The following is a 23,783-nucleotide window of genomic DNA, read 5'->3' as shown; positions in this document are numbered from 1 at the left end:
CTCGAGAATCGTCTGTAAGGATGAGTATCTGAGCGGATTGTACGTATTTCCGGGACGGAGCGGGAATTGCCGTGCGCCGACGGGAACATTTTCGCTGGATTATGATGTGCCCCTGGCGCGCCGGGTCGCGGGACCTTCGCGCCGCCCTTATTCACCCACACGCTTTTATGACCGCTGCAACTTCTTCTGCTCTCCCCGTCCTGATCCTGCATACCGGCGATCCGGACGACACGCTCAAAAGCCAGTTCGGCGGCTATGCCGAACAAATCATGCAGGCGGCCGGACTGACCCCAAGCGCCGTCGACATCGTCGCGGTCTACGAAGGCCAGCGTCCGCAGGCGCCCTCCAGCTACCGCGCCGCTTTGATTACCGGTTCGCCCGCCATGGTTTCGGACAAGGAACCCTGGAGCGAAGACACCGCCGCCTGGCTGCGCGAGGCCCTGGAAGCCGGCCTGCCCATGTTTGGCGTCTGCTACGGCCATCAATTGCTGGCGCACGCGTTCGGCGGCAAGGTCGGCTACAACCCCGCCGGCCGCGAAGTCGGCACCCAGACCGTCGAATTGCTGCCGACGGCCGGCGGCGATCAGCTCATGGCCGGCGTGCCGACCACCTTTCCCGCCCAGATGCTGCACGCGCAGACCGTGCTGCAACTGCCCGCGGGCGCGGCTGTGCTGGCGCGCTCGGACCTGGACGAGCACCAGATGATCCGCATCGGCCGCAACGTCTTTTCCACCCAGTTCCACCCCGAGTTCGGCCCGGACTTCATCCGGGCCCACCTTGAACGCCATGGCCGCCGCTACGCAGCCGAAAACCTCGACGTGCCGGGGCTGTCCGCCAACGTGCGCGCGACGCCCGTGGCGGCCGGCCTGCTGCGCCGGTTCCTGGAAACCTACGCGCCCGGCGCCTGACGCCTGCGCCCGCGGCTCCGCCGGCAATGCGGAGACCGCCGGCAGGGACAGCCGCAACAAGCGGAGTGCGCAGGCCGGCCAGCCTTGAGACCATAGCGCCAAGCGTACGAAATCACGCAAGAGCCAGGAGTCCCTTATGAGCCCCGCCGCCGCCCCCTTGAGCAAACAGCACGCCGCCGCCGTGGAGCGCGCCTGCCGCGCCCTGGAAGCCGACCAGCCGCCCGATCTGTCGGCGCTGGCCGAACAGGCCGGCATGAGCCGCTTCCATTTCCACCGCATTTTCAAGGCCGCCACAGGCATCACGCCCAAGGCCTATGCCAACGCCCTGCGCGCCAGCCGCGCCCGCCAGCGCCTGGAAGACAGCGCCAGCGTCACCGACGCCATGTACGACGCCGGCTTCAATTCAAGCGGACGCTTCTACGAAGCCGCCCCCGCCATCCTGGGCATGACGCCCACCGCGTTCCGCAAGAACGGCGAAGGCGTGGACATCCGGTTCGCGGTGGCGCAGTGCTCGCTGGGCGCGCTTCTGGTGGCCGCCAGCAGCACCGGCATCTGCGAAATCGCGCTGGACGAGGACCCGGACCGATTGGTCCAGAATCTGCAGGACCGCTTCCACGCCGCGAAACTGATCGGCGCCGACCCCCGGTTCGAAAGCTGGGTGGCGGACGTGGTCGGCTTTGTCGAAGATCCTTCGCGCGGCCTGGATCTGCCGCTGGACGTGCGCGGCACGGCGTTCCAGCGCAAGGTCTGGGAGGCGCTGTGCGAGATCCCGCTCGGCGAAACCGCTACGTACTCCGAAGTGGCCGAACGCATCGGCGCACCCGCCGCTGTACGCGCCGTCGCCCGCGCCTGCGCCACCAACAACATCGCGCTGGCCATCCCCTGCCACCGCGTGGTGCGCACGGACGGATCGCTGGCGGGCTACCGCTGGGGCATTGACCGCAAGCGCGAACTCATTGCCCGCGAAGCGCGGGCCGCCTGATCTGTGCGCGGCCTGATCTGGGCCCCAGACCCCTCGGTGCGCCAAAAGCAGCTTCGGGATTATCGTCCCGCCTCTTCGATGTCGCGGGGAAATCTGGGCTCATAGCACAGCAGCAGCGAAAGCCAGTGGCCGGCAGCATGGATCAAGATAGCGGGCAACATCAATAGGTTCGCTACGACAAACACCCATAAGCGGCTGTGGCGCAGGAACTGAGTGTCCAAACCCCAGGCCGCCTTGAACGAAAGCCAGGGCCAGGGGAACTTGTTGATAAGCCTTTTCGGCGCAGGCGCGGCAGCGGGGCCGTCCTCCATGTAGCGGCGGATGTACTCCCAAAACGCCAGGAGCTCGCTGGCATTGCGAGTAGGTTTACCCACGAAAGTGACTTCGATGTTATCGGTAGGAGTTCCCTGCAAATCCACACCATCGCCCCGATCCCAAACCAGAATGACAAAACCTCCGGTGCCCTCCAGTTCGCTCATGCCTTTGTCCATAAGTACCTCGGTCTTATCCCAATCCATGATACGGATGCCGCCTAGATGCTCGGGGCGTAGCAAGTAAACCTTGCGGGTAGCTCGGTTGAAACGAACGATGATGCGACGAGCGGTGAGGGATTCCAACCGAAAATACCGTAATGTGTATTTTAAGAAAATACATAGGACCGCAAACCAGAGCACCGGAAAAAGTATCAGGAAAAAGTAATCCTCACCATCCAGTGGCAAATCATCATAGTAGCCATGACCTTGACGGATGTAGTCCACGGACACGATCACGGTACGCAAGCACGCGTAGATCAGAAACCCATAAATCCATCCTAAAAATGCGGTGATTACTCCTCTCTTCTCATCGTTTGGCGTGCGAAGATCCATAGCCGAGTCGGTCAAGGCATATACCGACTCATTGTCGTAGACGTCGCTGCAAACACACTCGCCAACACCTTCGGGAGCACGAATTTCTGCCTGCCCCGGCTGGCGTTGTTGCTTGCCCAATTCTTCAGTCGCTTCCTCGTAGCTCATCAAATTTCGCGACCACTGAAAACCGCGCTCCAATAAATACATCAGTACACTGCCTTCACTGATCGTTGCATGAGTTCGATCTCCATTTCTTCTGTCGCCGCTGGACCGTTGCGGCGGTTTTTACGAAACGAGCAGTGATCCAGAAATAGTTCCAGAGCATCAGGAAGGATATATATTTCAACCGCAGCAAAAGCCAAGATCGCGAGATTCACGCTCAGGAATATGCGGAGCATCAAGACCATCCGGCCAGCCAGGGCTGTTGACAGCCTGGAGCCCGCGTTGAGCGCACGCCCTAACATTCGACTGGTTCCATACCTTCGCGATAAATGCTCCAAGTAAGCGCCCGCCGCACCCATCCCGACCGCAACGGATAGTGTGGCTGCACCTAGCTGGGCGCTAGCCCGCAAAAAGTAAAAGCCAGCTATCGAGAATCTTCTGAAGACGAAATTCTTATTGAAGTCTTGGAAGTCATAGGTTGCCCCGACTAGCGAAGCTGCGCCAGCCAAGATCCCCGCCGTCAAGCGAAGGCCACTGCGGAATACCTTGGCACCTTGCTGCACAGCAGCGCTGCCACTTTTCTCCGCAAAGCTCACCGCGCCCGCACCCACTTCGAAACCCGTTGCAGTTAGCGCCACCAGCGCCGCGACAATCTCCACATACTCCTTGCTTCGCTTGTTTTCCGCCGTCAGTCTGTTGTACAGATTCCACATTTCCAAGAAGACCAGAGTGCTTCCAATGCGGATTTCAGTCATTGGACCTTTTGCTCCCGTCCGCAGGGCCTCCTCGAACTGACGACTGGCGGAGCGGCCCATGCGTACCATTGACCCTCGGCTCAGTTCCTTGCCGTTCCGCAATTCGAGGCGATAATGCTGCGCGTATCGACCCAGGCGCGCGAGCAGCACTGACGCCGCGAGCTTGTTGAATGGGGCGTCGACAATGGCGGCAGCAGTCTTGCCCTGGAACGTTGAGTTGCCTAGCGTGTTGATCAGCATCGCACCGCCGACCAAGTAGCCGGACGGTGGACCTACGCCCGTTGAGGCATCTGCCATCGAATCGAGCATGGCGTGGCTCTTTTCGTAAAGATCCGCCAGCTTCTTTAGTCGGTTCTGCAACGCGACGGGGTCGACGGATTTCAGCGTCTCGCGCTCGCCGAAAAGTCGATTCACTTCACTTTCCATGCTCTCCTGGTTCTGCGCCAACGACCGCCAGAACAGGTTTTCTCTGGATATCCCCGCTTTGCGCCAGCGATCAAGCAGTTCCTCGCCAACGGCCGTAGCATTCATGCCGGCGACAGCCTTTCCCATTTGGTCTTCAAATAGCAAGGCCTGCTCGGTATCGTTGCGGTCAAATGTGTCGAGCGCGTCGAGAAGCGGTTCGCTCTGGAGCCAGAGTAAATGGTCCGCGGCGCGCGCGTCCTTGGCCGCGTCCGCTCTGCTGACTTCGTCGCGGTAGCGCTTGAGGAAATCCTGACGCATTTCCTCATCGATGTAGTCGGCGTACTTGCTCCAACTTTTGGCACGGCGCTCCTTGGCTGCGGCTTCCTGAACTTGCCGTTGATGCTGCGGGTTGCGAAAGTTGATGAAATCACCCCGCGATTGCAAAGTCATGTGGTTGTTGCTCATCTCGTACCCGCGATCCGAGTAACGCACGCCGTAGTTCTGCTGCTCCTTGTAATAGAGTTTCTCGGCTTCGTCCTCTACCAGTTTCCTGATGTTTTCAATGCCGAAAGCGATCGTGAACTTGCGATGGTTGGTAAGCTTTTCGCCGTCCTCGTACGCCATGAATGCATCGAGTGCGTCGACACTCGCATTGCGCCAGGCGTTCAGTTCCTGAGCAATGCCGAGAGCGTTTTCTACGACGATGGCCGCACCACGGAACCGATTGTGCGCGGCCGTGGGCCGCATTTCAGCCTGGGTCGCCTGCAGGGGTGGCGCAAGAATACTGAACGCCTGCGTTTTGAGCAGCGTACTCAATCTGGGCTGGTTTACAGCCGCGAAGTCGGCAACGCAATCAAGCTGATCAAAAGTCAGCACGCCGTCTTGCGAGCGGACACAATCCATTTCTTCGGGAGGCAGCGACGCAAGTTTGGCGATATCCACCGAGACCAACTTATCCCTGCTTGCCGGGAGCGAGCGATATCTGCGCAGCGTTTCCTTGGTCAAAGGGCATGGGCTAAAGAGCAGGCGAAGATCCTTGATGTCGTCTACGTCATGGACTTTGAACATCCACTTCCAGCCGGTGTATGCATCCATGATGCCCTGCCCCGCGGCGGGTTTCGGCTCCCACGGCTCGTCGGCATTCATATAGGCGAGGGTTCCGGCTTCCGATACCCGGTACTGGCTGTGCCATTCATAGGTCCCCGCGCTCACGCGCTGCACAAGGACGTACAGGAATCCCTGACGCAGCGGGCGTATGGCGTAAGTTGATTCGCTCACACTGCCCACTCTGCTTGGCTTATTCAAATGCTCGGGCAAAGACGGAAGGAGTTTGCGCTGTTCGGCGCTACCTCCCACGGCGCCATACCGTAGCGGAAGTATCGTGAAGGTGCGAGTGCAAGTTACCTCCGCCCCGCGATTCAAGATTCCATCGAGAAGCGTGCGATTCTCTGCACACGCATTAAAGGTGTCGTTCCAATCGAGCATTGACGTCCTCAACCATTTTTTCTGCGCATGCGCACTTGCAGCGCCTGCGCCAGGGGTTCTCGCAGCGCTTTCGCCTCGTGCAATGCGTCGTTCCATGCCGGAGAACCTTCGAGCGCCTTGCCTTGCAACGCCATCAAGGTCACGTAGTCGATTCGGTCGCTCTGTCGGCTCAGACCGATGCGATCCGCTTGAGCTAACAAGCCATGTACGAGTCCAAGCCGGGTGCCATGGCAGTTTTCGCGGTCGCCCTTCTTTTCAAGCGGCGCCCGAAGCTGGTCCGCCAGACGGTACGTGAGCGGGTCGCCCGCAAGCGCCTCCCAGCATGACTCGTCCAATTGAATAACTGGCGTGCGATACGGCTTGGTCGAACCGTGACCTGTAAAGTGTTTCCAGGCCTTGCGCTCTCGGTGGGGAAATACCAGCCACCATGATCGGACCGGCGCCAGCCAGTCCGAGATTCCCGGGAGATCCTGGCGCGCATGAAGCACGGGAAAGGCCAATTCCGTGTGAAAGCGCAGCAAATAGGTAGCGCCATCCGGGCCCTTCGCTGTCGTGGCATGGCCAAGGTGCTCGGCCAACTGAGGGGGCGACATGGCACTGGTCAGCCAGACGCAAACTGCGTCTCCGGCAATGCCAGCAACGTCGCAGAGAAAGTCGTACTGTCCTTGCAGGTTGTTCTGGGCGGAAGGCGTGAACAACCATGGGCCAATCTCGCGGAGATTCTCCAACTCTCGCTGCTGCAGTAGCGGCCAACCGGAGAATCGCTCCATCAGGTGCCTTCGGACATCAGCCTTCATGCGAGCCATTTCGATGATGGCTGTCAGTCCATGATCGGGGAGCTGGCGCAGTTCGTTTACAACGCTTTCAGAAAATGGATTCATGTGTGGCCTATCCACCGAACCGCACGATGCTGCGGCCTTCTGCGATGGCTTTCAGCAGGCATCCCACACAAACGGGTTCGCCGGGCTCCGGCGTGCCGTTGACGGAGATCGAGTTCGTGCCGCCACCGGGCTTTTGATTCATCGGACCCTCGATCAGAATGGCGACCCCATCAAGCGTGATACCTGACGCGTCGATTCGGATGGTTCCCCCCGGCCCCTTGATAGTCAGGCTCTCTGCCGCTTGGCTCTCAAAAACCTTCGTGCGCTGCCGGATCGCCTGCCCCGCCTGCAGTTCCGAGTGCCCCTCGACCGTATGCTCCTGGTGTCCGCCTATACTCACCCAATGATTCGCTGCGGTCTCGTCGCGGCGGTGGTTGCCCACTTCCTCGGTGCGGTCCTTGGCGGTGTGGATGATGTGATTGCGCCCCACGGTCAAACAGTCAACGCGCCCTATGTCATGCCGCCGGTCCTGGCCGATGTTGACCTGTTCGTCGTTGCCCACCGTCTCCATGCGGTCGTGGCCGATGATGATGGCTTCATCGTTCTCGACCTGCTCGCTGCGGTCATGGCCCACAAACGTCGACTCGTCGTTGTTGACATGGGTGTTCTGGTCCTTCTGCGCGTGGACGTAGATTTCTTCCTGGTCCTTCTCATCTTCAAAACGCAGTTCGTTGTACCCCTCGCCCTTGTGGGTCTTGCTCTTGATCGTCATCCGCGTCTTATGTCGCGGCAGTTCGTAGGGCGGCAATTGCAGGCGGTTGTAGGCGCGGCCGGTGATCACAGGCTGGTCCGGATCCCCATCGAAGTAAGAGACGATGACCTCCTGCCCAATGCGCGGGATGGCCATGTGACCCCAGGTCGCGCCGGCGATGTCCTGTGAAACGCGGATCCAGCAGGAGCTGCGTTCGTCCTCCTTGCCGAGCCGATCCCACGGGAACTGGACCTTCACCCGGCCGTACTCATCGGTATAGATCTCTTCATTGGGCGGGCCGACCACCATGGCGTTCTGCGGGCCATCGATGCGGGGCCTGGGTAGCGGTTCTGCCCGCCACTCGGCGTCGTCCGGGACCAGTTCGGCTTCGTAGCTGTAGTGCGTACCCATCTGGGCTCGTGCACTTTCCTCGGCCTGACTCGTGTGTTGGATGCCCCGGTGGACAATGCGCACCGGACGCCAGCCGCGGTTCAGGTCTTCGCGCGGATGATCGGCGAGGGTGAATGAAATGCCTGGCTGGAGCCGCGGGTCATCGCCTTCAACGAAGGCGACGCGCGAATCGCGGCGATGACCGCGCAGACGGTTCTCGGCGAAGGGCTTGCCGGCTTCGTCGAACTTGGCCCGAGCGGGATAGTCGTAGCGCTCGTAACGGCGGCCTTGGTGGTCCAGATCTCGGCCATCGCGGCTGTGCTGGTGGGTGTAGCGCGGATGGTGAAAGGTGTAGTCGCGCTGGGTCTGGCGCGCGGTGCGCACGTTCTCGGTGTACGAGAAGCGGCGCAGAGCTGGCCGCGGCTGGTCGCCGCCGGGCGTGGGGTTGTACTGAACCGGTTCATCACCGACGCGGCCATGGATGAACAGGCGGTCGCTGTGGATCAGCTTATGGCCTTCGGCACCATGGCGGAAGGAGTAGAAAAAGCCTTCCTCGCGCATGATGCGCTCGACGAAGTGATAGTCGGTGTCGCCGGCCTGCACGCAGTATTCGCGCGCCTGGTGTTCGGTGGTGCGGCGCTGCTCGTAATCCTGGTTGAGGCCATGCGCCTTGAGCACCGCCTCAGCGATCTGCGGGACGCTTTGCGACTGGAAGATGCGCCAGTCGGAACTTAGCTTCAGACGCGCGAGGCGCGGCTCGACGATGGCGGAATAGCGCGTGCGCCGAAAGCCCGTGTCGCCCTGGACGAACGACGAGACCGCGCCGTGCACGTAGCGCACGGGCTTGGAGCCGTGCCAGATCGTAAGCAACGCGGCGCGGTCCAGCACCACGCCGAAATCGATGGCGGAATTGGCGCTGGCCAGGTCCACTTCCAGCAGGAAGGTCTCGGACAACCCTTCCTGCAGCGTAAATTCGACGACTTCAAATGACTCGTCGCCAATGGTGAAAGTGAACCGCAGATCGGATTGGGTAGGAATGACGTGCTCCCGCAGCGACAGACCTTTCGCACTTGCCATGAGCGCGCGGTCCGCCTATGGAAACGCGTCCGCTGCAAATGAAGAATTTCGCAATGGACGCGAATGGAATACGGGGTCCATTACGTCACACGATCCAATCTATGGATATCAGAAGACTCTTACTTTGATCGGGGGCATCTGAAGAGAGCATTCGTCGCCGAGGCTCGACGAGCACTTTTCCATTAGCGCGGCTGCGCCCCATTCCCACGCCGTATAAAAAAAGCCCCGCGTCCCATAAGGACGCGGGGCTTTCCCTTCAACCGGCCAATCAGTTCTTGGCCAGACGCTGCCACGTATCGACAACGGTGTCCGGGTTCAGCGACATCGACAGGATGCCTTCGTCCTTCAGCCACTGCGCGAAGTCCGGATGGTCGCTGGGGCCTTGGCCGCAGATACCCACGTACTTCTTGGCGGCCAGGCAAGCCTTGATTGCACGGCGCAGCATGAACTTGACAGCTTCGTCGCGCTCGTCGAAGTCGGCGGCCAAGAGTTCCATGCCCGAGTCGCGGTCCAGGCCCAGCGTGAGCTGGGTCATGTCGTTCGAGCCGATGGAGAAGCCATCGAAGTACTGCAGGAATTCGTCGGCCAAAATGGCGTTGGACGGAACCTCGCACATCATGATCAGCTTCAGGCCGTTTTCGCCGCGCGCCAGGCCGTGCTTGGCAAGCAGGTTCACGACCTTCTCGGCCTGACCCAGCGTGCGCACGAACGGCACCATGATTTCGACGTTCGTCAGGCCCATTTCATCGCGCACCTTCTTGAGCGCTTCGCATTCCATGCGGAAGCACTCGGCGAAGTCTTCGGCGATGTAGCGCGACGCGCCGCGGAAGCCCAGCATGGGGTTCTCTTCCTCGGGCTCGTAGCGCGAGCCGCCGACCAGCTTGCGGTATTCGTTGGACTTGAAGTCCGACATGCGCACGATGACCGGCTTGGGGTAGAAGGCGGCGGCGATGGTCGCCACGCCTTCAGCCATCTTCTCGACGAAGAAGGCGCGCGGGCTGGCATGGCCGCGGGCGGCCGATTCCACGGCCTTCTTCAGCTCGCCGTCCACGTTCGGGTAGTCCAGGACCGCCTTCGGGTGGATGCCGATGTTGTTGTTGATGATGAATTCCAGGCGAGCCAGGCCGACGCCGCCGTTCGGAATCTGGGCGAAGTCGAACGCCAGTTGGGGGTTGCCCACGTTCATCATGATCTTCAGATCGATGGCGGGCATGTCGCCGCGGCGCACTTCCTCGACCTCGGTTTCGATCAGGCCGTCATAGATGCGGCCTTCGTCGCCTTCGGCGCACGACACGGTCACGGCCTGGCCTTCCTTGAGCAGGTCGGTCGCGTTGCCGCAGCCCACCACCGCCGGAATGCCCAGTTCACGCGCGATGATCGCGGCGTGGCACGTGCGGCCGCCGCGGTTCGTCACGATGGCCGAGGCGCGCTTCATCACGGGCTCCCAGTTGGGATCCGTCATGTCGGTGACCAGGACGTCGCCCGGCTGGACCTTGTCCATGTCGGAGATGTCGCCCACCACGCGCACCGGACCCGAACCGATCTTCTGGCCGATGGCACGGCCGGTGATCAGGACCTGGCCGGTCGCCTTCAGGCGGTAGCGCTGCTGCACGTCATTGACGCCCTGCTGCGACTTCACGGTTTCCGGACGCGCCTGCAGGATGTAGATCTTGCCGTCGATGCCGTCGCGGCCCCACTCGATGTCCATCGGACGCTGGTAGTGCTTTTCGATGATGACGGCGTAGCGGGCCAGTTCGTTGACCTCGTCGTCGGTCAGCGAGTAGCGGTTGCGCTCGGACACCGGCACATCCACGGTGCGCACGGCACGGCCTTCGGGGCGCTCGGGATCGAATTCCATCTTGATCAGCTTGGAGCCGATACGGCGGCCGACGATGGGATAGTGGCCCTGTTCCAGCGTGGGCTTGAAGACGTAGAACTCGTCGGGGTTGACGGCGCCCTGCACGACGGTTTCGCCCAGACCATACGACGACGTGATGAACACGACGTCCTGGAAGCCCGATTCGGTGTCGATGGTGAACATGACGCCGGCGCTGCCCTTGTCGGAACGCACCATGCGCTGGATGCCGGCCGACAACGCGACGTCGGCGTGGGCGTAGCCCTTGTGCACGCGATAGGAAATGGCGCGGTCGTTGTACAGCGACGCGAACACGTGGCGGATCTTGTCCAGCACGTCATCGATGCCCACGACGTTCAAGAAGGTTTCCTGCTGGCCGGCGAACGAGGCGTCGGGCAGGTCTTCCGCCGTGGCGGAGGAGCGCACGGCAAACGAGCCCTTGCCGTCAGCATCGAGCTTGGCAAAGGCTTCGCGGATCTGCGATTCGAACTCGGGCGAGAACGGCGCGTCGACGATCCATTGGCGAATCTGCGCGCCGGCGGTGGCCAGCTCGCGCACGTCTTCGGGATTCAGCGTGGTCAGGCGTTCGGCGATCCGCTTGTCCAGGCCGGAGGCCTTCAGGAAATCGCGGAAGGCGTCAGCGGTCGTGGCAAAGCCGCCCGGCACGCGGACACCCGCGCCAGACAGCTGGCTGATCATTTCGCCAAGAGATGCGTTCTTGCCTCCTACCGAGTCCACGTCCGTCATGCGGAGCTGCTCGAACAAAACAACATACGACATTGAAGTCACCTTTTACAATGGAATGAAAGCGAGTTTGGTCAATGGCTGAATCGTGCTGTTTTTGATGCCGGAAAAAACGAGTTTTCCGGCCTTCACAGAACCGATTTCAGACGCTGACCAAACTGGCCTTGGACCGCCCTTGGGGTGACTTATAGGGGCCTGATTGTACTCGGTGGAGTACGTCCGGCCATCTGCCTGGTTGGAATTTTTTACACATGACATCTACCCCTATCGTACGCACGGTATACATCGTTTCCGACAGTACCGGCATCACCGCGGAAACGTTCAGCCAGTCCGTGCTTTCGCAGTTCGAAGAGGTCAATTTCAAGCCCATCCGGCTGCCCTTCGTGGACACGCTGGAAAAGGCTGCGGAAGTCGCCATGCGGATCGACCGGAGCGCCCAGGACGCGGGTGTCCCGCCCATCGTTTTCAGCACCCTGGTCAACCCGGAAATCCTGGCCCGCGTTCGACAGGCGAACGGAATTTTCCTGGATCTGTTCGGCACGTTCGTCAGCCATATCGAGCAGGCGCTGGGGTTGAAGTCCAGCCATTCCATCGGCCGGTCGCATATGCAGGCCAACTCGGAAAAATACCGGAACCGGATCGACGCCATCAACTTCAGCCTGGCGCATGACGACGGCCAGTTCGTGAACCAGCTCGATCAGGCCGACGTGATCCTGGTCGGGGTCTCCCGCTGCGGCAAGACGCCCACCAGCCTGTATCTGGCCATGCAGTACGCCATCAAGGCCGCCAACTTCCCGTTGACGCCGGACGACTTCGAACGCGGCACCCTGCCCTCCACCATTGCGCCGCACCGCGCCAAGCTGTTCGGCCTGTCGATCCAGCCGGAACGCCTGGCGGAAGTCCGCAACGAACGCCGCCCCAACAGCCGCTACGCCCAACTGGAACAATGCCGCTACGAAGTGGCGGAAGCCGAACGCATGATGCGTCGCGAGGGCATTTCCTGGCTGTCCAGCACCACAAAGTCGATCGAAGAGATCGCCACCACGGTGCTGCAGGAAGTTGGACTGGATCGGGGATAAAAAAGGGCGCGCCAAGGCGCGCCCTGCTTCTGCGGCGGGAAATCAGGGACGTAGCTTGACGCGTTCGCGAGATCCAGCGCCCCAGTACTTCAGCGGCGAGAGTTCATGCTGAACCACCGCTTCGGACTCTTCCAGACGCATATCCTGCCGGCCCACGCTGCCATTGCCGGTTGCGCCTTCGATGCTCAGACGCACGTACCGCGTCTGTCCTGGCGCCAGGGTGAACGACAGCGACTCGCCGTCGCGCAGCGTATCGATCTCGTACTTGCCCGCGGGGCGGTTCACGTAGAAGAAACTGCCCGGCTTGGACCGGCCAACCTTTATGCCATTGACGCGCAGATACGGCTGACTCGACACCACGCCAAGCGGCGCCGGCGGCTGATAGAAATAGATGCGGCCGGTGTCCGGAACCATGACGGGAATGGTGCCCGCCACATCCTTGTAGCGGGGACCGCCGCAACCGGCCAACAGGGCGGCGCCCAACGCGGCGGCAGCGATCATCTTGAAACTGCGGGTCATCGGATATCTCTACTGTCAGAGACTAGCGCAGGCCCGAAACCTGCTCGGACGAAGCGGCGCCCCAATAGCGCATCTTCAGGAGTTCGGCCTCGGCGACTTCCGGGGGATCCACCAGTTCCATGGACAGCTTGCCGACAGTGCCGGTGCTGCCCAACGATTCGGCCGTGATGCGCACGTAACGCGTCTGGCCGGGGTCGAGCTTGAAGCTGACGCCATCGCCCGTCCAATACAGGTTGGTCACGACGTAATTGCCCGCCGGACGGTCCACGAAGAAGAAGCTGCCCGGCTTGTTGCGGCCGACGACATCCTGGTTCACGCGCAGCTTATGCTGCGCCGACGCGGCAGCCGAGGGCTGGGCCTGGGGCTGGTAGAAGTAGATGCGCCCATTGCCTTGCTCCACGGGCGGCATGCGCCCCTGCAAGGATTGATACTGCGCGCCGGCACAACCGGCCAATGCGACCACCGTTGCGGCCGTTGCCGCCAATTTCAGCCAGATCTTCATTGACGCATTTCCACAGGCAAGGTGACAGGACGGTTGAGCGGCAGATAAGCCGTTTCGCCGGGCAGGTAAAAGCCGACAAGCTTTCCGGAAGACGCCACGAGGTAGGCCTCGCCCTGGCGCCGCGTCTGGACGGTGAACAGCCCGTCGAGCGCACGGTAGACGCCACCGTGCGGCAGGGCTCCCACACGCTGCCATTGCGACGCCGCCGGCAGATTGGCGATGCTGTCGTTGGGCAGTTGGGCGCTGACCATGCGAGACAACTGGATCACGCTGACCGGCTCTGAAGCCGCAACGGGAACCAAGCTGACCTTCTGCGTGGAGACGGACATGCATGCGCTCAAGGACAGCATGCCCGCGAAGGCCAACGCCGCAAACCTGCCTAAGCGGGCTGCGCCCGCGACTTTCGGAACTACCGACGACACCATTGTTACCCCGGCTACGAACGAAGTGCGTAAGTATAGGGGTGCGTCAGAAATCTACAAAACGTGTCGCGCGATCAGTAGCGCAGCGCCTCGCGTTCGCGGTTGGTGGCGCCCCAATACCGCAGTCCGGACAGGGCTTGCTGCGCAGCCTCGGGCGAGGATTCCAGGCGCAGCACCTGCTTGCCGCCGTCGATGTCGACCCTCACGTACTGGGTCTGCCCTGCCACGAGCGGCACCACCAGCGGGTCCTTGCGCTCCTTGCGATCCGTTGACGTGATCACGTCGAGCGTGCCGGCGGCGCGATCCACAAAAAAGAAGTGGCCGGCCTTGGATTTGCCGACGCGGGCGTTGTCCACCAGGATCGCCGGCGGCCGAACCTTGTCGCCATTGGCCGTCTTGGGCTGGTAGAAATAGATCCGGCCTTCGCCCGGCTCCAGCGCGGAGATCTTTGCCGACACGTCGGCGTATCGCGGCCCGGCACAGCCCGCCAGCAAGGTTGCGGCGCCCAGCGCAGCCAGGCTCAGTTTGATCCAGTTCTTCATGTATCCCCTCCCCGGGTCCAGATAAGCGGGCAGCGCATCCTGAACGCGGCCCATGTTGCATGAGCGCGGCAGTATACGGGGAGGGCTCCGCCTTCAATCGGCGGAAAAGCGGGGGGTCCTGCGCCGGATCAGGCGGGGCTGCGCACGCTCGCCTGGCGCCGCTGCTCGAACAGGCAGATCGCCGCGGCGGCGCCGACGTTCAGCGACTCCACGGCCACGGCGTCATGCGGAATGCGTACCTTCAGGCTGGCGGCCGCCAGCAGCGCCGGCGCCACGCCCTGGCCTTCGTGGCCAAAAACCCATGCGCACTGTTCAGGCAGGCGGTCCGCGAAAAGATCGCGCGAGCCGTCCAGGGCGGTCGCCACCAGCGGCACGCGCAGGCGGGGCAGCAGAGCCTCCAGGTCGGCGTGCTCGTGGATCTCGAGGGCAAAGTGCGCGCCTTGGCCACTGCGCAGCACCTTGGGCGACCACGCCGCCGCCGTCCCCGTCGCCAGGAACACGCGCTTGATGCCCGCTGCGGCGGACGTGCGCAACAGCGTACCCACGTTGCCGGGATCCTGGATACGGTCAAACAGGACGCAGGTTTCATCGACCTCTGCAGGCAGCGCTGGAACGGGCGGCGTGACCAGGAAGGCAACGCCCTGCCCGCTTTCCACCGCGGCCACGGCGTGCATCAGCCGCGCGTCCAGCGCGAGGCTGACGTTGTCCGGCACGGCCGCGGCAAGCGCGGCGATATCGGGCTGGGACAGGCGGTCCACGTCGAAGATCGCCCGATCCGGCGGGCCGTAATGTTGCAGCCAGGCCTGGCACAGATGAACACCGTCCAGCAGCACGGGTGCGCCGCGCTTACCGGCCGTGCCGGCCAGCTTGACCAGCGCCTTGACCGCCGGGTTGTCCCGGGAACTGATGTGCTTCATGAAACCAGGGCGAAAGCCTTGATGGGAGCAAAGCTGCGCCGGTGTTCGGCGCACGGGCCGTGCTCGCGCAGCCGTTGCAGATGCAGCGCCGTGCCATAGCCCTTGTGCTGATCGAACGCGTACTGCGGATACAACGTATGCAGGCGCAGCAGGTCCGCGTCGCGAGCGGTCTTGGCAAGAATGGAGGCGGCCGAGATGGCAGGCACGAGCGCGTCGCCCTTGATGACGGTTTGCACGGTGCAGCGCAACTTGGGCGCCTGATTGCCGTCCACCAGGGCCAGTTGCGGCACGGTGGCCAAGCCCTGCACCGCGCGCTGCATGGCCAGCATGGTGGCGCGCAGGATATTCAGGCTGTCGATTTCCGCGACGGTGGCGCTGGCGATGCACCAGGCAAGTGCCTGCTCCTTGATCTGCAGCGCCAATTCCTCGCGGCGGACCGCAGTCAGCACCTTGGAATCGGCCAGCCCGTCGATGAATCGTGACGGATCAAGAATGACGGCGGCCGCGTAGACCTCGCCTGCCAGTGGGCCGCGGCCAGCCTCGTCAACGCCTGCGGTCAGCAACGCAGGCTGCTCGGGCGCCACGAAAAGCTCAGGCTGCTCCATCGGCCACCTCCAGGATCGCCTGCGCGGCCAGCGCCGACGTATCGCGCAACAGGTCTTGGTGCATGGCGGTAAAGCGCGCCTCCACGCGTGCGATGAGCGCGTCGTCGGTCAACGCCTGCCAAGTCGCTTCGGCCAGTTTATCGGGCGTCGCGTCGTCCTGCAAAAGCTCAGGGACAACAAAGTCACGCAGCAGCACGTTGGGCAGACCCACCCACGGCAGGTACGGGCGCTGCTGGCCGGACTTCCAGGCCATGATGCGCCGCATCCACGGCGACAACACGTAGGAAATGACCATGGGCCGCTTGAACAGCGCCGTCTCGAGCGTAGCGGTGCCGCTGGCGACGAGGACCGCCGTGGCGGCTTCCATGACGGACCAGGCCACCGGCGCCTTGCGGTCGCCGCCCTCGCCGTGCAGGTCCTGCGCGGTGACGCAGCGCAGGCCAGGCACCGGGTGCTGCGCCAGGATTTCAAGGAATTCAGCCCGCCGCTGGTCATTGACCATGGGCACGATGCACTGCAAGGCCGGATCTTTCTTCAGCAGTTGCTGGGCGGCCTGCAGGAAGCGCGGCGCCAGCAGGCGGATCTCGGACGACCGGCTGCCGGGCAGGATCGCCAGCACGCGGGCGTTCTGGTCGATACCCAGGCGTTCGCGGGCGGCGGCGCGGTCAGGCTGCATCGGCACGGCGCCGGCCAGCGGATGGCCCACGTACGTAACCGGAATGCCTTCTTTGCGGTAGATCTCTTCCTCGAACGGAAACAGCACCAGCATGTGCGATACCGATTCGCGGATCTTGTGAATGCGTTCGTAGCGCCACGCCCAGATCGAGGGCCCAACGAAATGCACCGTCGGCGTACCCGCCTGCCGCAACTGATGCTCAAGGCGCAGGTTGAAATCGGGCGCGTCGATGCCGACGAACACAGCGGGCGGCTCGGCAAGCCAGCGGCGTTTGACGTCGCGGTAGGTGGCCAGCAGGCTGGGCAGGCGCTTGAGCGCGTCCACGTAACCGAACACGGTCAGCGCGTGCATCGGGTGCCAGGCTTCAAAATCACGGGCCTGCATCTGCGGCCCGCCGATACCCTCGCAACGCACGCCGTTGTCGCGCGCTTGCAGACCGGCAATGATGCGCCCGGCCAGCAGGTCGCCCGAAGGCTCGCCGGCCACCATGCCGATCCGGGTGCTCATGGGCGGATGATGCCGCGGGAGGCGACGTCCAGGAAGTCCAGCAACGTCTGCAGGTGTTCCGCAGCTTCGGGGATGGCCTGCTGGCGGTCGCGCAATTCGGCGCGTGCCGCGTCCAGGGACAGGCCCCGGCGGTAGATGATCTTGTAGGCTTCGCGCAGGGCCGAAATGGAGGTGGCGGAAAAACCGCGACGCTTCAGGCCTTCGACGTTTACGCCCACCGGACGGCACGGGTTGCCGGCGGCCAGGACGAACGGCGGGGTGTCCTGCATAAGCGAGCTGTTGCCGCCCGTCATGGTGTGCGCGCCCACGCGCGAGAACTGGTGCACGCCGGTCAGGCCGCCGATGATTGCCCAGTCGCCCACGTGCACGTGGCCGCCAAGCTGCACCGAGTTGGCCAGGATCGTGTGGCTGCCGATGTGGCAGTCATGGGCCACGTGAACGTAGGCCATGATCCAGTTATCGTCGCCCAACGTCGTTTCGCCGCCGTCTTGCGTGGTGCCGGTGTTCAGCGTGACAAATTCGCGGACCGTGTTGCGGTCGCCGATGGTCAGCCGGGTGGGCTCGCCCGCGTACTTCTTGTCCTGCGGCATGCCGCCGATGGAGCAGTACCGGTAGAACCGGTTGTCGCGACCGATGGTGGTCACGCCGTCGATCATGCAGTACGGGCCGATTTCGGTCCCCGCACCGACGGTCACATCGGGCCCCACCACTGCGAACGGGCCGATGACCGCGGTCGGGTCGATTTTTGCCGCCGGATCGACAACAGCGGTGGGATGGATGTTTCCTGCCATTTACTCTTCCAGGCTGCGAATCGCGCACATCAGCTTGGCCGACGCCACTTCCTGGCCATCGACGGTCGCGCGTGCTTGATACTTACAGATGCTGCGGCTCAGGCGTTCAGCTTCAACCTCGATACGCAGTTGGTCGCCCGGAACGACGGGACGGCGGAAGCGCGCGCCATCGATGCCGACCAGGTAATAGGCGGTCTTGGCGCCTTCGCACTTGAGGCCGCCGTTCTCGTCCGTGAAGGAGAACAGCGCCGAGGCCTGGGCCATAGCTTCAACGATGAGCACGCCCGGCATCACCGGATGGTGAGGAAAGTGACCGTTGAAAAACGGCTCGTTGATCGAGACGTTCTTGATGGCGACGATGGACTTGCCAGGCACCATTTCCACAACACGGTCAATCAGCAGCATCGGGTAGCGATGCGGCAGCCTCTCCATGATCCCCTTGATGTCGAGTTCCATTTTTCTATGCGTTCCTGCGAAATTAAATAAGGTGGCGGCGCGCGCGCGCCAGGGCGGCGAACGCGCCCTAATCCTTTTCCAGCGTGCGCAAACGGCGGCGCAATTGCGCCAACTGTTGTATCACGGCGGCGTTGCGCTGCCATTCGCCATGCTCCGCGTACGGGAAGACCCCGGTATAGCGGCCAGGCTTGGAAATATTGGACGTCACAGCCGTGCCGCCCGAGATATGCACGTCGTCGCCCAGCACCAGATGGCCCGAAAGCATCGCGGCGCCACCGATGGTGCAGCGCTCGCCGATGGTCGTGGAGCCTGCCACCCCGACGCACGCCGCCATCGCGGTATGCGCCCCGATGCGGCAGTTGTGGCCGATCATGATCTGGTTGTCGAGCTTCACGCCGTCAGCCAGAACGGTGTCTTCGAGTGCGCCGCGATCGACGGTGGTGTTGGCGCCGATTTCAACGTCGTCGCCGAGGGACACGCCGCCAAACTGCGGAATCTTGCCCCAGGCGCCCTTGCCCAGCGAAGGATCCGGCGCAAAGCCGAAGCCGTCGGCACCCAGCACCGATCCGCTATGCAGGATGACCCGGGCGCCGATCTTCACACCTTCGTACAGCGTGACGTTGGCATGCAGCCGGCCGTCGGGACCGATGGACGAACCAGCGCCGATGACGCAACCCGGACCCAGCACCGTGCCGCGCCCGATGCGCACGCCAGCTTCGACGACGCAGTTGGGGCCGACGCGCACACCCTCTTCGATGATGGCGTCTGGCGCGATCACGGCGGAGGGATGCGTATCTGCGGGCAAGGCGGGTCTGCGGGCAGTGTCAAACCACTGCGCGACGCGCGCGTAAAGCAGATAGGGATGCTTGCAGACGACCAATGCGAACGGCGGCCGGTCGGTGCCCTGGGCCTCAAGCGCCTCGGCGACGTCGGGAGAGACGATGACCGCCCCTGCTCCGGTTGCGCCAAGCTGGCTTTGATAGCGGGGGTTGGACAGGAAGGAGATTTCCTGAGGACCGGCCGAAGACAGGGTCCCGATGCCGCAGACCCGCATGGGGTCTGCGCCGGGAACCGCACTGATACGCCAGTCCATACCCTGGGTATTGGCGGCGCTCAACATTGCTTCGAGTGTCGGCGCGCGGGCAAGATCCAGTAAAACCGGCATGACTAGACGGGTATCGCTTTACTTGCCCAGGCTCTGAATCACCTTGTCGGTGATGTCGATGCGGGGGTTGACCGTCACTGCGTCCTGGATGATCAGGTCGTAGTTTTCCTGTTCGGCGATGCGCTTGATGGCGTCATTGGCCTTGGACACGATGCCCGAGAATTCTTCGTTGCGGCGGCGGTTGAAGTCTTCCTGGAATTCGCGGCGCTTGCGCTGCAGGTCGGTGTCCAGGTTGGCCAGTTCGCGCTGGCGCTTGACGCGGTCGGATTCCGACAGGACGGGGGCGTCCTTGTCGAACTTCTCGGCTTGCGAGCGCAGGCTGTTGTTCAGGCGTTGGAGTTCGTCGTCGCGCTTCTTGAATTCGGCTTCGATCTTGCTCTGGGCAGTCTTGGCCGGACCCGATTCGCGCAGGATGCGTTCGGTATTGACGAAACCGATCTTGGTGTTTTGCGCTTGGGCGGGGATCGCGGCAGCCGAACCGAGAATGAGCGCACCCACCAGGGCAATGGAGCCGCCCAGCTTGCCACGGCGCTTCGCGCCCAGCGTCTTCGATGATTTAAGTGCGAAATCAGACATCATGAAAATCTCACCTTCCAGTAAGGCAAAGCCAAAGTGTGTATTGTGCCACTAAACAGCAAGGACGCTGGGCCGGTGGGCCCTGCCCTTGTTTTCAAGAGTAACGCCTCGCTTAGAATCCGGTCCCGATCTGGAACTGGAAGCTTTGCTTGTCGTCGCCCGGCTTGGAATTGAGCGGCCGCGCATAAGACAACTGCAGCGGACCCATCGGCGATTGCCAGGACAGGCCCACGCCCGCCGAGAAACGCCAGCCGCACGGATCTTCGACCTCGGTATTGTCCCGGCCGCCCGTGCAGGAGAGGCCGCTGCCTGCCGACACCTGACCGGCGTCGCTGAAAATGAACCAACGCAACGTGCGGTCCTTGGACGCGCCCGGGAACGGCAGGTAGAGCTGCGCGTTTGCCACGATGCGGCGCGTGCCGCCCAGGTAGTCGCCCGTCTTGACGTCGCGCGGACCCAGCGACGAGCCTTCATAGCCGCGGACGGTGCCGATACCGCCGGCATAGACGTTCTTGATGACCGGGTAATCGTTGCTGCCGTAGCTCCGGCCCCAATCAACCATGCCGTTGAGCGCCAGCGTGTACGAGCCGCCCAGCGGCACGTAGTACTGCTGCTGCGCGGTCAGCATGGTGTATTGCAGGTCGACCGTCGACAGGTCGGCCTTCAGGCGCGTGTACGAACCCTTGGTCGGCGCCAGCGCGCTGTCACGCGTGTCCTTGGACCAGCCGGCGCTGAAAATCACCGAATTGGTCGAATCGCCATACTGGTCGACGAAGTGCTCGTAGGCCGCCGGCGAGTTGTTGTACAGGTCGATCTGGTTGCGTTCGAAGTTGGCGCCCAGGAAGACGCGGTCATACTCCGAGATCGGGATACCGAAGTTCATGCCCAGGCCCATGGCCTTGACGCGGTAATCGCCGTCGTTGTTGTTCCAGGGCTCGGTCACGCGGTAGTACGCGGATGTGGTGCGGCTGATGCCGTCCTTGGTCCAGTACGGATCGGTGTGCGACAGCACCACCGCGCGGTTCGTCTTGCTGGTGTTCAGTTGCAGCGTCAGGTTGGTGCCGCTGCCGAAGACGTTGTCTTCGCTGATGCCAGCCGACAGAATCGCCTTTTCGGACGAGCCGTAGCCCACGCCCAGATTGATCATGCCGGTGGGCTTTTCCTTCACGTCGACGTTGACGTCGACCTGGTCGGGCGAGCCCGGGACCGGATCGGTCTTGACATTGACGTCGCTGAAGTAACCCAGGCGGTCGACGCGGTCGCGCGAAGTCTTGATGTCGGCAGCGTCGTACCAAGCGGCTTCCTGCTGGCGCATTTCGCGGCGCACGACTTCGTCGCGGGTACGGGTGTTGCCGCCGATCTGGATGCGGCGCACATACACGCGGCGGCTCGGATCGACGTAGAAGGTCAGGTCGGCTTCGTGCTTGGCGCGGTCGAGCTGCGGGTTCGGGTTGACGTTGGCGAACGCGTAGCCCAGTTCACCCAGGTAGTCGGTGATCGCCTTGGCGGAATCGTTGGTCTTGGCGGCCGAGAAGGTCTCGCCAGCCTTGATCTGCACCAGGTCGTTGATTTCCTTGTCCAGGCCCAGCAGGTTGCCCGCCAGCTTTACGCTGCGCACCTTGTAGGGCTCGCCTTCATGGACGGTGATCGTGATGCGGATATCCTTGCGGTCCGGCGAAATGGTGACTTGCGGCGGCTCGACCGAGAACTCAAGGTAACCCTGATCCAGGTAGAACGAGCGCAGGCGTTCGAGGTCGCCCTCGAGCTTTTCGCGCGAGTATTTGTCGGTATCCGTGTACCAGGTCAGCCAGCCTGGGGTGGTGAGCTTGAATTCGTCCAGCAGATCGCTTTCCGAGAAGGCTTTATTGCCGACGAAACGAATTTCCTGGATGCGGGCGACCGAGCCCTCGAACACATCGAAACTGACGCCGACGCGATTGCGCGGCAGCGGCGTGACGGTGGAGGTGACTTCGACGCCGTATTTGCCCTTGGACAGATACTGCTGTTTCAGTTCGTATTCAGCGCGCTCGAGCATGGAGCGGTCGAAAATGCGGCCTTCCGCAAAACCGACCTGGGCGAGCGACGTGGTGATGGCCTTGGAGTCGAACTCGCGCATGCCGTTGAAATTAACGGAGGCGATGGTCGGACGTTCCTGGACGACCACGACGACGACATTATTGTCCGTCTGGATCTGAACGTCGGTGAAAAAGCCCGTGCCATACAAGCGGCGAATGGCTTCAGTGGCCTCTTCTTCGGTGAATTTCTCGCCGACTTTGACGGGAAGATAACCAAAGACGGTGCCGGCGTCGGTTCGTTGAATACCCTCTACGCGGATATCCCGCACGACAAAGGGTTCGAAGGCGTGGGCCAAGGCCGGCAACATCAATGCGGCGGCAACGAGACCCGGCAGTACACCCTTTTTGTGTTGAAACATCCGGCGAAAAGACATCCTTGAGTATCCTCGGTCGTGCAAATGGCGGGGGATTTTATGCTAAATCGCGTTCAAGTGAACAAACGCGTGAAATCGTTGAACAGCGCAAGCCCCATAAGGCTCGCCAATATGCCTATGCCAGCGCGTTGTCCGATGTCGATCCATCTGGCAGGCGGGGGGCTGCCCCGCACAATTTCGACGAGATAGTACAGCAGATGGCCACCATCCAGCATAGGAATGGGAAGCAAATTTAAAACGCCAAGGCTGATACTGATCAATGCGATATAGGCGATATACGCAACAATGCCAATCCGGGCGGTCTGGCCGGCATAGTCGGCAATCGTGACCGGACCGCTGACATTGCGCCACGACACGTCGCCCGTCACCATCCTGCCCATCATGCGCAGCGAAAACCAGGCGGTATCCCAGGTGCGGACGGCGCCGCGCCACAGGCTGTCGAAGACGCCATAGCGCACCGTCACCATCGGCACGTTGCCGCCCAGCTGCACGCCGACGCGGCCGATCTCCTGGCCGTTGACGACTTCGGGGCGAGGCGTGACGTTCAGGGTGACGCTGGCGCCGTTGCGCACCACGGTAAGCGCAAGCGGCTTCCCGGCGCTTTCCTGGATCTGCTTGACGAGTGCGCCGGTATCAGGGGCCGGCTGGCCATTCACGGCCACGACCAGATCGCCGGCGCGCAGGCCCGCGGCCTGCCCTTCACCGCCGTCGATCACGGCGCGCACCGCGGGCTTGGGTTGAGCCAGACGAACACCAGCGGCGGCGAGCGGGTCGCCCTCGGCCGGGTCCATCGTGTTGGGGGGAAGGTCGAGTTCGCGCTGCTGAACGGCGCCGGACGGGGTGCTGACCTCGATGCTGGCGCGCCCACCGGTGGACATCACGTCCATCAGGCGCCAGCGGGCGTCGGACCACGATGCGACTTCCTGGCCGTCGATGGCCAGGATGCGATCGCCGCCCTGCAGACCCGCGCGGGCGGCAGGCGTCTCGGCGGCGGGCGGCGCGATGATGGCGACGGGCTCCTCGGTGCCGGCCATATTCAGGCCCGCATACAGAAACACCGCAAGTATCAGATTGAAGATGGGACCGGCCGCCACGATGGCGATGCGCTGCCCGACCGGCTTGGTGTTGAACGCCGACGCCGCCACGGCGGGCGAAGCCCCGGGCGGCGCGTCGTCCAGCATCTTGACGTAACCGCCCAGCGGCAGCGCGGAAACCGCCCATTCGGTGCCGTGCCGGTCGGTGCGGCGCAGGATGACCTTGCCAAAGCCAACTGAGAAACGCAGGACCTTCACGCCACACAGGCGGGCAACCCAATAGTGCCCAAGCTCATGGAAAATGATCAGTGAGCCAAGCGCTACGGCAAAGGCCAGCAGGGTGAAAAGCATGGGGTCGGA

The 23,783-nt window shown here is 62.7% G+C and carries 21 protein-coding genes; 3 read left to right on the top strand and 18 right to left on the bottom strand.

Translation table 11 applies throughout. The features are described 5' to 3' along the window. Positions 1 to 167: 167 nt before the first annotated feature. Positions 168 to 908: a glutamine amidotransferase gene (locus tag AB3147_RS11740; protein ID WP_367351991.1), complete on the top strand. Its 741-nt coding sequence runs from the start codon at positions 168 to 170 to the stop codon at positions 906 to 908. Between the two features lie 136 nt (positions 909 to 1,044). Beyond that, positions 1,045 to 1,890 carry a bifunctional transcriptional activator/DNA repair enzyme AdaA gene (locus AB3147_RS11735; protein ID WP_367351990.1) on the top strand — a complete coding sequence of 282 codons (846 nt, stop codon included), beginning with the start codon at positions 1,045 to 1,047 and terminating at the stop codon, positions 1,888 to 1,890. A 59-nt stretch (positions 1,891 to 1,949) separates the two neighbouring features. Here the strand turns inward: AB3147_RS11735 and AB3147_RS11730 are convergent, their stop codons facing one another. From AB3147_RS11730 to ppsA, 5 genes are all read right to left on the bottom strand, one after another. Then, complete coding sequence (locus AB3147_RS11730; protein WP_218343564.1) at positions 1,950 to 2,945, bottom strand: DUF6708 domain-containing protein; 996 nt, start codon at positions 2,943 to 2,945, stop codon at positions 1,950 to 1,952. Next, positions 2,945 to 5,545 (bottom strand): T6SS effector BTH_I2691 family protein, encoded by a 2,601-nt coding sequence (locus AB3147_RS11725; RefSeq protein ID WP_367351989.1) that lies wholly within the window; start codon positions 5,543 to 5,545, stop codon positions 2,945 to 2,947. Before AB3147_RS11725 ends, AB3147_RS11730 begins: the two co-directional genes overlap by 1 nt. Positions 5,546 to 5,553: 8 nt before the next feature. Beyond that, positions 5,554 to 6,426 (bottom strand): DUF4123 domain-containing protein, encoded by an 873-nt coding sequence (locus AB3147_RS11720; RefSeq protein ID WP_367351988.1) that lies wholly within the window; start codon positions 6,424 to 6,426, stop codon positions 5,554 to 5,556. A gap of 7 nt (positions 6,427 to 6,433) precedes the next feature. Further along, positions 6,434 to 8,584: a type VI secretion system Vgr family protein gene (locus AB3147_RS11715; RefSeq protein WP_367351987.1), complete on the bottom strand. Its 2,151-nt coding sequence runs from the start codon at positions 8,582 to 8,584 to the stop codon at positions 6,434 to 6,436. A 268-nt stretch (positions 8,585 to 8,852) separates the two neighbouring features. After that, the gene (ppsA, locus tag AB3147_RS11710) at positions 8,853 to 11,219 is read right to left on the bottom strand and encodes a phosphoenolpyruvate synthase (RefSeq protein WP_175121919.1); all 2,367 of its coding nucleotides are present in this window, start codon (positions 11,217 to 11,219) and stop codon (positions 8,853 to 8,855) included. 215 nt (positions 11,220 to 11,434) lie between these two features. On the opposite strand from ppsA, the gene ppsR reads away from it, so the two are divergent. Beyond that, the gene (ppsR, locus tag AB3147_RS11705; protein WP_175121920.1) at positions 11,435 to 12,262 is read left to right on the top strand and encodes a posphoenolpyruvate synthetase regulatory kinase/phosphorylase PpsR; all 828 of its coding nucleotides are present in this window, start codon (positions 11,435 to 11,437) and stop codon (positions 12,260 to 12,262) included. A gap of 42 nt (positions 12,263 to 12,304) precedes the next feature. Here the strand turns inward: ppsR and AB3147_RS11700 are convergent, their stop codons facing one another. The 13 genes from AB3147_RS11700 to rseP form a co-directional block, all read right to left on the bottom strand. Next, positions 12,305 to 12,781, bottom strand: coding sequence for a DUF2846 domain-containing protein (locus AB3147_RS11700; protein ID WP_367351986.1), 477 nt, complete (start codon positions 12,779 to 12,781; stop codon positions 12,305 to 12,307). A gap of 22 nt (positions 12,782 to 12,803) precedes the next feature. Next, positions 12,804 to 13,283, bottom strand: a complete 480-nt coding sequence (locus tag AB3147_RS11695; RefSeq protein WP_218343559.1) for a DUF2846 domain-containing protein — start codon at positions 13,281 to 13,283, stop codon at positions 12,804 to 12,806. Further along, positions 13,280 to 13,612 (bottom strand): hypothetical protein, encoded by a 333-nt coding sequence (locus tag AB3147_RS11690; protein ID WP_255595513.1) that lies wholly within the window; start codon positions 13,610 to 13,612, stop codon positions 13,280 to 13,282. Before AB3147_RS11690 ends, AB3147_RS11695 begins: the two co-directional genes overlap by 4 nt. Before the next feature lie 167 nt (positions 13,613 to 13,779). After that, positions 13,780 to 14,247, bottom strand: coding sequence for a DUF2846 domain-containing protein (locus tag AB3147_RS11685; protein ID WP_367351985.1), 468 nt, complete (start codon positions 14,245 to 14,247; stop codon positions 13,780 to 13,782). Between the two features lie 128 nt (positions 14,248 to 14,375). Beyond that, a complete protein-coding gene (locus AB3147_RS11680; protein ID WP_367351984.1) occupies positions 14,376 to 15,164 on the bottom strand; it encodes a TrmH family RNA methyltransferase in 789 nt (262 codons plus the stop codon). Continuing rightward, a complete protein-coding gene (gene rnhB, locus AB3147_RS11675) occupies positions 15,161 to 15,769 on the bottom strand; it encodes a ribonuclease HII (protein WP_367351983.1) in 609 nt (202 codons plus the stop codon). Before rnhB ends, AB3147_RS11680 begins: the two co-directional genes overlap by 4 nt. After that, positions 15,756 to 16,952, bottom strand: coding sequence for a lipid-A-disaccharide synthase (gene lpxB / locus AB3147_RS11670; protein WP_367351982.1), 1,197 nt, complete (start codon positions 16,950 to 16,952; stop codon positions 15,756 to 15,758). The genes rnhB and lpxB overlap by 14 nt, the downstream gene beginning before the upstream one ends. Continuing rightward, positions 16,949 to 17,743 carry an acyl-ACP--UDP-N-acetylglucosamine O-acyltransferase gene (gene lpxA, locus AB3147_RS11665; protein ID WP_175121924.1) on the bottom strand — a complete coding sequence of 265 codons (795 nt, stop codon included), beginning with the start codon at positions 17,741 to 17,743 and terminating at the stop codon, positions 16,949 to 16,951. The genes lpxB and lpxA overlap by 4 nt, the downstream gene beginning before the upstream one ends. Then, positions 17,744 to 18,199 carry a 3-hydroxyacyl-ACP dehydratase FabZ gene (gene fabZ / locus AB3147_RS11660; protein WP_006385190.1) on the bottom strand — a complete coding sequence of 152 codons (456 nt, stop codon included), beginning with the start codon at positions 18,197 to 18,199 and terminating at the stop codon, positions 17,744 to 17,746. Positions 18,200 to 18,266: 67 nt separating this feature from the next. Beyond that, on the bottom strand, positions 18,267 to 19,364 hold the full coding sequence (lpxD, locus tag AB3147_RS11655; RefSeq protein ID WP_175186111.1) for a UDP-3-O-(3-hydroxymyristoyl)glucosamine N-acyltransferase: 1,098 nt from the start codon (positions 19,362 to 19,364) through the stop codon (positions 18,267 to 18,269). A gap of 18 nt (positions 19,365 to 19,382) precedes the next feature. Further along, positions 19,383 to 19,943 carry an OmpH family outer membrane protein gene (locus tag AB3147_RS11650; RefSeq protein ID WP_175121926.1) on the bottom strand — a complete coding sequence of 187 codons (561 nt, stop codon included), beginning with the start codon at positions 19,941 to 19,943 and terminating at the stop codon, positions 19,383 to 19,385. A 109-nt stretch (positions 19,944 to 20,052) separates the two neighbouring features. Further along, on the bottom strand, positions 20,053 to 22,389 hold the full coding sequence (bamA, locus tag AB3147_RS11645) for an outer membrane protein assembly factor BamA (RefSeq protein WP_175121927.1): 2,337 nt from the start codon (positions 22,387 to 22,389) through the stop codon (positions 20,053 to 20,055). A 53-nt stretch (positions 22,390 to 22,442) separates the two neighbouring features. Further along, positions 22,443 to 23,774: an RIP metalloprotease RseP gene (gene rseP, locus AB3147_RS11640; protein ID WP_218343553.1), complete on the bottom strand. Its 1,332-nt coding sequence runs from the start codon at positions 23,772 to 23,774 to the stop codon at positions 22,443 to 22,445. Positions 23,775 to 23,783 lie beyond the last annotated feature (9 nt).

Source organism: Achromobacter animicus, assembly GCF_040775605.1.
Classification (GTDB): domain Bacteria; phylum Pseudomonadota; class Gammaproteobacteria; order Burkholderiales; family Burkholderiaceae_B; genus Achromobacter; species Achromobacter animicus.
This window is presented reverse-complemented; position numbering and strand designations above follow the sequence as displayed.

Bases quoted from the DNA above. Each gene is read 5' to 3' on its own strand.
- ppsA (WP_175121919.1), bottom strand. From the start codon at position 11,219: ATGTCGTATGTTGTTTTGTTCGAGCAGCTCCGCATGACGGACGTGGAC.
- AB3147_RS11715 (WP_367351987.1), bottom strand. From the start codon at position 8,584: ATGGCAAGTGCGAAAGGTCTGTCGCTGCGGGAGCACGTCATTCCTACC.
- AB3147_RS11720 (WP_367351988.1), bottom strand. From the start codon at position 6,426: ATGAATCCATTTTCTGAAAGCGTTGTAAACGAACTGCGCCAGCTCCCC.
- ppsR (WP_175121920.1), top strand. From the start codon at position 11,435: ATGACATCTACCCCTATCGTACGCACGGTATACATCGTTTCCGACAGT.
- lpxD (WP_175186111.1), bottom strand. From the start codon at position 19,364: ATGCCGGTTTTACTGGATCTTGCCCGCGCGCCGACACTCGAAGCAATG.
- AB3147_RS11740 (WP_367351991.1), top strand. From the start codon at position 168: ATGACCGCTGCAACTTCTTCTGCTCTCCCCGTCCTGATCCTGCATACC.
- AB3147_RS11700 (WP_367351986.1), bottom strand. From the start codon at position 12,781: ATGACCCGCAGTTTCAAGATGATCGCTGCCGCCGCGTTGGGCGCCGCC.
- AB3147_RS11690 (WP_255595513.1), bottom strand. From the start codon at position 13,612: ATGTCCGTCTCCACGCAGAAGGTCAGCTTGGTTCCCGTTGCGGCTTCA.
- lpxB (WP_367351982.1), bottom strand. From the start codon at position 16,952: ATGAGCACCCGGATCGGCATGGTGGCCGGCGAGCCTTCGGGCGACCTG.
- AB3147_RS11725 (WP_367351989.1), bottom strand. From the start codon at position 5,545: ATGCTCGATTGGAACGACACCTTTAATGCGTGTGCAGAGAATCGCACG.
- AB3147_RS11730 (WP_218343564.1), bottom strand. From the start codon at position 2,945: ATGTATTTATTGGAGCGCGGTTTTCAGTGGTCGCGAAATTTGATGAGC.
- AB3147_RS11650 (WP_175121926.1), bottom strand. From the start codon at position 19,943: ATGATGTCTGATTTCGCACTTAAATCATCGAAGACGCTGGGCGCGAAG.
- rnhB (WP_367351983.1), bottom strand. From the start codon at position 15,769: ATGGAGCAGCCTGAGCTTTTCGTGGCGCCCGAGCAGCCTGCGTTGCTG.
- AB3147_RS11695 (WP_218343559.1), bottom strand. From the start codon at position 13,283: ATGAAGATCTGGCTGAAATTGGCGGCAACGGCCGCAACGGTGGTCGCA.
- bamA (WP_175121927.1), bottom strand. From the start codon at position 22,389: ATGTCTTTTCGCCGGATGTTTCAACACAAAAAGGGTGTACTGCCGGGT.
- rseP (WP_218343553.1), bottom strand. From the start codon at position 23,774: ATGCTTTTCACCCTGCTGGCCTTTGCCGTAGCGCTTGGCTCACTGATC.
- lpxA (WP_175121924.1), bottom strand. From the start codon at position 17,743: ATGGCAGGAAACATCCATCCCACCGCTGTTGTCGATCCGGCGGCAAAA.
- AB3147_RS11680 (WP_367351984.1), bottom strand. From the start codon at position 15,164: ATGAAGCACATCAGTTCCCGGGACAACCCGGCGGTCAAGGCGCTGGTC.
- fabZ (WP_006385190.1), bottom strand. From the start codon at position 18,199: ATGGAACTCGACATCAAGGGGATCATGGAGAGGCTGCCGCATCGCTAC.
- AB3147_RS11735 (WP_367351990.1), top strand. From the start codon at position 1,045: ATGAGCCCCGCCGCCGCCCCCTTGAGCAAACAGCACGCCGCCGCCGTG.
- AB3147_RS11685 (WP_367351985.1), bottom strand. From the start codon at position 14,247: ATGAAGAACTGGATCAAACTGAGCCTGGCTGCGCTGGGCGCCGCAACC.